Genomic DNA, 6,225 nt, shown 5'->3' with positions numbered 1-6,225 from the left:
AAAGCAGGCTGGTGCCGGTAGAATGCTGGCTGCGCCCGACGATGCGAAGCTCGGCGGGAATGCCGTGGAGGCGCAGGTAGTTCATCAGCATCCGGTCGCGCGCCTCCGGGCAATCGGTCTCTCCGATCCGCAGCACATAGACATTGTCCGCCTGCGATAGCAGCGCATGGATATCGTGTTCGATACCCTCGACCGGGACCAGGATGGCCTTTATCGACATGGCGTTCCCCAAGTGGCTGGCCTTATTGATCGTACGCGGAACTGTCTCCTGCTGTAGAACAGGCCCAAGCTGGTCGGGCATCAACCTGGATCAACCATTGCAGCTTCGCCCTTGGACGGGGCAAGGTGTCGAGGCCTGCCACTTAGGTCTGAGTACCTCGGGAAGCCGATACTCTTTAGCTGGCCGGGATTGACCTGGAACAAGGCTGGATGGACTGGCGGCTGTCTAGATGCCGGCTGTCCGCGACCGTACCGTCACTGAACGAAGGGCCGATTATTCATGCGCGCAGCGCCTCTTCTTGGATCGATAGCCCTGATCGGGATAGCCGTCGGCGGATACGCCTACTGGAACGCTCAGCTCTCGGCGATGCTGCCCGCCGGCCTCGCAGTGGCCAATGGCAGGATCGAGGTCGAACGAATCGATATCTCGACGAAGCTTGCCGGCCGCGTCGCCGAGATCCGCGTCCGGGAGGGCGACGCGGTGTAGGGCGGCGATGTCGTCGCGCGCATGGACGTCACCGAGTTGCAGGCCCAACTGCTGGCCGCGAAGGCGGCTGTCCGGCGGGCTTTCGAGGCTACCGGCAAGGCCGAGGCCGAGGTGGCGATCCGCGAGGCCGAGCATAAGCTGGCCGAAGTCGAGTTGCGCCGCGCCACGGAGCTGGAACGCCGTTCCGCCGTGTCGACGGCCGAGGTCGATCGACGGCGGGCGCAGAGCGAGGTGGCCAAGGCCGAAATCCTGGGCGCCAGGGCGGCGGTCAGGGATGCCAGGGCGGCGAGGGAGGCGGCCGAGGCGCAGGTCGCCCAGATCGAGGCGACGATTGCCGACATGACCCTGCGGACGCCGGTTTCCGGACGGGTCGAATACCGCCTCGCCCAGCCGGGCGAGGTGCTGGCGGCGGGAGGGCGCGTCGTCACCGTCCTGGACCTGACCGACGTCTTCATGACGATCTTCCTGCCGACCGGCCAGGCCGGGCGCGTGGCGCACGGTTCCGATGCGCGCATCGTGCTCGACGCGGCGCCCAGCTACGTCGTTCCGGCCACCGTGTCGTTCATCGCGGCGGAAGCGCAGTTCACGCCGAAATCGGTCGAAACATCCAGCGAACGGGAAAAGCTGATGTACCGCGTCAAGCTGGCGATCGATCCCAAGCTGCTCGAAACGTACCGCGATTACGTCCGGGCCGGCCTGACCGGCAACGCCTATGTCAGGATCGACCGGACGGCGGAATGGCCCGCGAACCTTGCGCCGAAGCTCCCGCCGCCGCCCGATGCCGGTCCGGAGACCGCCAATGCTCCGTGAGACCCCTGGGGGCGATGCCGGTGCTATCGTGCTGGACGGTGTTTCTCACGGCTACGGGCGCACGGTTGCCCTTGCCGATGTCTCTCTCGCGATACCGGCCGGAACGGCGACCGCGGTCGTCGGTCCCGACGGTGTCGGCAAATCGACGCTGCTGGCGCTGATCGCCGGCATCAAGCGGGTGCAGGCCGGCAGGATTATGGTGCTTGACGGCGATATGGCCTCATCCTCCCATCGCGACCGCTCGGCCTCCCGCATCGCCTACATGCCGCAGGGTTTGGGTCGGAACCTGTATCCGATGCTTTCGGTCGTCGAGAACATCGACTTCTTCGGCAGCCTGTTCGGCCTGAGCGCCCCGGAACGGCAGGCGCGCATCGACCGCCTGCTGCGCGCCACCGGGCTTCATCCTTTTCCGGACCGCCCTGCCGGCAAGCTGTCGGGCGGAATGAGGCAGAAGCTGTCGCTGTGCTGCGCACTGATCCACGATCCGGACCTGCTGATCCTGGACGAGCCGACGACGGGCGTCGACCCGCTGTCGCGCCGGCAGTTCTGGAGCCTGATCGACGAGATCCGCGCCGGCCGTCCCGGCATGACCGTGCTGGTCGCGACCGCCTATATGGAGGAAGCCGAGCGTTTCGACCGGCTGGTCGTAATCGACGCGGGGCGCGTTCTGGCGACCGGCATGACGGCTGATGTGCTTGCCCATGCGGGAGCGAGGACGCTGGACGAAGCCTTTGCCGTTCTGCAGGGCAGGGTGTGGGAACCGGATGCCCCTGTGGGTCCGGAAACGCCTTCGGGGCCGGCCGGGAACGGGCCACCGGCCATTGTGGCGGAAGGACTGACGCGGCGGTTCGGCCAGTTCACCGCGGTCGATCATGTCAGCTTCGCGATCGGGCGCGGCGAGATCTTCGGCTTTCTCGGTTCCAACGGATGCGGCAAGACCACGACGATGAAGATGCTGACCGGCCTGCTGCCGGCCAGCGAGGGACGGGCCGAACTGCTGGGAAAGCCGGTCGAAGCGGGCGACATCGAGACCCGCATGCGCGTCGGATACATGTCGCAGTCTTTTTCCCTGTACGAGGAACTGTCGGTCCGCGCCAACCTGGATCTCCATGCCCGGCTGTACCGCATCCCGGCGGCGGAGATCGGGCCGAGGGTCGGCGACGCGCTCGACCGGTTCGATCTCTCCGGCGTCGCGGATGCCCGCCCTTCCAGCCTGCCGCTCGGCATCCGGCAGCGCCTTCAGCTGGCCGCCGCCTGCCTGCACCGGCCCGAGGTCCTGATCCTCGACGAGCCGACCTCGGGCGTCGATCCGGCGGCGCGCGATATGTTCTGGCGTCATCTCCGCGATCTGGCGCGGCACGACGGCGTCACCATTTTCGTCTCGACCCATTTCATGACCGAGGCCGAGCGGTGCGACCGCATTTCCCTGATGCATGCCGGGCGCACGCTCGCGGTCGGGACGCCGGCGGAAATCCGCGAGGCTCGGGGATCGGCATCGCTCGAGGATGCGTTCGTCGCCTGCCTGATCGAGGCTACGGGAGAGGACGCAGCGGCTGCCGAACCGGTTTCCGTTCACGACGCCGCGGCAGCCGACCGGACTGGCCTCGGCGCGTCGTTCGGGCGCATCCTGGCGTTCGCGCGCCGCGAGTTGAAGGAGATAGTGCGCGACCCGGTACGGATCGCCTTTGCCTTCCTCAGCCCCCTCGCCTTGATGATCACCTTCGGCTACGGCGTCACCTTCGACGTCGAGAATCTTCCCTTCGCCGTATTCGACCGGGACCAGAGCGCCTCAAGCCGGCAGTTCGTCGAGAGCTTCGCGGGTTCACGCTATTTCGAGCAGAAGCCGCCGATACGAACCGAGGACGGCATCGACCAGCGGCTTCGGTCCGGGGAGTTGCGGGTGGCCATCGATATTCCCCCGGCGTTCGGGCGCGACCTGCTGAACGGCGACCGGCCGGAAGTGGCGTTCCTGCTCGACGGCGCGATGCCGTTCCGGGCCGAAACGGCGCGCGGCTACGTCGATGGGATCGTGATGTCCTATGCTCAGGACTCCGCCCGCCGCACGGCGGGGGAGGCGGCATCGCCCTATCCCGTCGAGGTGGAGGCGCGGTTCCGCTACAATCAGGAGTTCCGGAGCGCGGTCGCGATCACGCCCGGCTGCATCATGATCCTTCTGATCATCATCCCCTCCATGCTGACGGCGCTGGGCGTCGTGCGGGAACGGGAGATGGGCTCCATCAGCAATCTCCAGGCATCGCCCGCGACGGTGGCCGAGTTCCTGCTGGGCAAGCAGATGCCGTATGTCGCCCTCGGCTTCCTGAGCTTCCTGGCGCTGACGATATTGGTGGATATCCTGTTCGACGTGACCGTCAGGGGATCGTTCGCGGCGCTGGCCCTGGGGGCATTGCTTTACGTATTCGCCGCGACGGGCGTCGGGCTGGTGGTGTCCACCGCCGTCAGGACGCAGGTCGCCGCGATCATAGCGACCGCCGTCCTCGTGACGGTGCCGGCGATCAACTTTTCGGGCTACCTGTACCCGGCGGCCACGATCGAGGGGGCTGGGCGCTACATCGGCCTCGGTTTTCCATCCCTCTGGTTCCAGAACATCAGCATCGGCGCCTTCGCCAAGGGGCGGCCGTTTTCGGATTTCCACCTTGAGTTCCTGGTGCTGTTCGCCTTCGGCGTCGGCTTTCTGGCGGCTGCAAGCCATCTGCTGAAGAAGCAGGAGCGCTGAATGAAGGTCTGGATTTCCAATGTCTTCCGCCTCGGCCTCAAGGAGCTGGCCAGCCTGGCCAGCGACAAGGTGCTGTTCGCCTTCATCGTCTATTCGTTCTCCTTTTCGGTCTACAGCGTGGCGACGGGCGTGAAGACCGAGGTCGAGAACGCCAGCGTCGCCGTCGTCGACGGCGACCGCTCCGCCTTGTCGTCGCGCCTGCGGGAAGCGTTCCTGCAACCCTACTTCCGGCTCCCGGCGATGATGGACCGGTCGGAGATGGACCCCGCGATGGACAGGGGGGAACGGACCTTCGTGCTCGACATTCCGCCGAGGTTCGAGGCCGATCTCCTCCGTGGGCGCCAGCCGCAGCTTGAGCTCAACATCGACGCGACCGCCATGACCCAGGCGGGAGTGGGTGCGGGCTACATCGAAGCCATCGTTCAGCGCGAGGTCATGGATTTCCTGCAGGAGCGCGGCGAGGCCGGAACAGTCCCGGTCAGGTCCGTGACACGGGCTTTCTTCAACCCGAACCTGGTGGGATCCTGGTTCCATTCCGTCATGTCGGTGATGGAGAACATAACGATCCTGTCGATCCTGCTGGTCGGGGCCGCCGTCATCCGCGAGCGGGAGCACGGCACGATCGAGCACCTGCTGGTGATGCCGGTGCGGGCAAGCGAAATCGCCTTCGCCAAGATATGGGCCAACGGGCTGGTCATCCTGGTAGCGGCCGATCTTTCGCTCCGCTTCGTCGTCCACGGAGCGCTGGATGTGCCGCTCGAAGGATCGATGCCGCTGTTTCTCGCGGGGGCGGCGACGTACCTGTTCGCCACGACGTCGCTCGGCATCCTGCTCGCCACCATCGTGCGGTCGATGCCGCAGTTCGCGCTGCTGGCTATCCCGGTCTTCCTGATCCTGAACATGCTGTCGGGTGCCACCTCGCCCATCGAGGGAATGCCGCCGGTCCTGCAATTCATCCTCCAGGCATCTCCCACGGTTCATTTCGTGAAGCTTGCACAGGCGGTGCTGTTCAGGGCCGCAGGTCTGGAGATCGTCTGGCGGGAACTTGCCATGCTGGCCGGCCTCGGCAGCCTCTTCCTGGCGGCTGCACTGGCCCGCTTCAGGACGATGCTGGCGGAGACCAATCAATGAGCGCCGATGCGGCGGCGGCGATCCCGTTCCCGGCCGCCGTCATGGCGGACCGGAGATCCGGCGGCTGACCGGCAGATACGTGTAAGGCATCTGCAGGTAGTTGAAGACGGGTACGTCCAGATAGGGCCGCAGCAGCTTCGACAGGTTCAGGCCGATGCCGACATACAGGAACTGTTTCCGCAGATCGACATCGCGGCGGTCGCTGTAGGCGGCGTAGTTGCGGGCCCTGAATCCGACATGGAGTTCGAGGTATTTCAGGTAAGGATTCTCGATGAAGTCGAAGCCCTCGGCCTTGAACGCTATCAGGTAGCTCAAGCGGTCGTAATCGGTGGTGACATCGAACTCCCGCTCGCCGCTCAGGAAGGGATTGTACTCGATGCGGAGGTCTATCCTGCGCGATACCTCGGGAAACGACCACATCAGATATCCGGCCGCGGCCCCCAGCGTGTTGAACACCATGTCCTGGTACGCAAAGCCGTAACGGTCGCTGAACGCATCCCCTATCTCGACCAGCCCCATGACGCCCAGGCTGGACAGCGCGCCCCATTGGATTGCCTGTTGGCTGTCGAAATCCCAGCGTTCGAATTGGCCGGCGAACAGATGGCTTATCAGGTATGTGGAGTAGAAATGCCCCAGCTTGTCAGCCCCGCCTTCATCCGTGTCACGGCCGAACCATCCCTCGTCCTGGAAGCGCGGACCGCCGGAGCCGTATTCCCAGTTCGCGAACCCCCAGCCGAGAACGACGGCATCGATGCCCAGGTTGAGTGCTATCGCCTTGTCTTCCTTCGTCCAGTCGGACATCCAGTGAGATCCGGTATCCTGGGCCGCCGCTCCGGAACCGAAG

6 protein-coding genes are annotated in these 6,225 nt (G+C 65.5%); 4 read left to right on the top strand and 2 right to left on the bottom strand.

The window, feature by feature from the left end; genetic code table 11:
• Nucleotides 1-220 (bottom strand): hypothetical protein (locus AC5JJ6_RS36685; RefSeq protein ID WP_496046770.1); only part of this gene is annotated, 220 nt, incomplete at its 3' end.
• Between the two features lie 279 nt (nt 221-499).
• Here AC5JJ6_RS36685 and AC5JJ6_RS36680 point away from each other — a divergent pair.
• Genes AC5JJ6_RS36680 through AC5JJ6_RS36665 form a run of 4 tightly spaced genes read left to right on the top strand, consistent with a single transcriptional unit; the run spans nt 500 to nt 5,381 of the window.
• Entirely contained in the window at nt 500-706 is a 207-nt protein-coding gene (locus AC5JJ6_RS36680; protein WP_496046769.1) for a hypothetical protein, read from the top strand.
• Nucleotides 707-727: 21 nt separating this feature from the next.
• Nucleotides 728-1,516 carry an HlyD family secretion protein gene (locus AC5JJ6_RS36675; RefSeq protein ID WP_496046768.1) on the top strand — a complete coding sequence of 263 codons (789 nt, stop codon included), beginning with the start codon at nt 728-730 and terminating at the stop codon, nt 1,514-1,516.
• A complete protein-coding gene (gene rbbA / locus AC5JJ6_RS36670; RefSeq protein ID WP_496046767.1) occupies nt 1,506-4,250 on the top strand; it encodes a ribosome-associated ATPase/putative transporter RbbA in 2,745 nt (914 codons plus the stop codon). Before AC5JJ6_RS36675 ends, rbbA begins: the two co-directional genes overlap by 11 nt.
• A complete protein-coding gene (locus AC5JJ6_RS36665; protein ID WP_496046766.1) occupies nt 4,251-5,381 on the top strand; it encodes an ABC transporter permease in 1,131 nt (376 codons plus the stop codon).
• A gap of 39 nt (nt 5,382-5,420) precedes the next feature.
• Here AC5JJ6_RS36665 and AC5JJ6_RS36660 read toward each other — a convergent pair.
• Nucleotides 5,421-6,225, bottom strand: an 805-nt coding sequence (locus AC5JJ6_RS36660) for a DUF2279 domain-containing protein (RefSeq protein ID WP_496046765.1), incomplete at its 5' end; no start/stop codon positions are given.

Source organism: Skermanella sp. (assembly GCF_059503625.1).
Note: the sequence above shows the minus strand (reverse complement) of the source record. Positions and strands in the feature narration are given on the sequence as shown.

Coding starts and splice junctions, on each gene's coding strand:
- AC5JJ6_RS36680 (WP_496046769.1), top strand. CDS start 500: ATGCGCGCAGCGCCTCTTCTTGGATCGATAGCCCTGATCGGGATAGCC.
- AC5JJ6_RS36675 (WP_496046768.1), top strand. CDS start 728: ATGGACGTCACCGAGTTGCAGGCCCAACTGCTGGCCGCGAAGGCGGCT.
- rbbA (WP_496046767.1), top strand. CDS start 1,506: ATGCTCCGTGAGACCCCTGGGGGCGATGCCGGTGCTATCGTGCTGGAC.
- AC5JJ6_RS36665 (WP_496046766.1), top strand. CDS start 4,251: ATGAAGGTCTGGATTTCCAATGTCTTCCGCCTCGGCCTCAAGGAGCTG.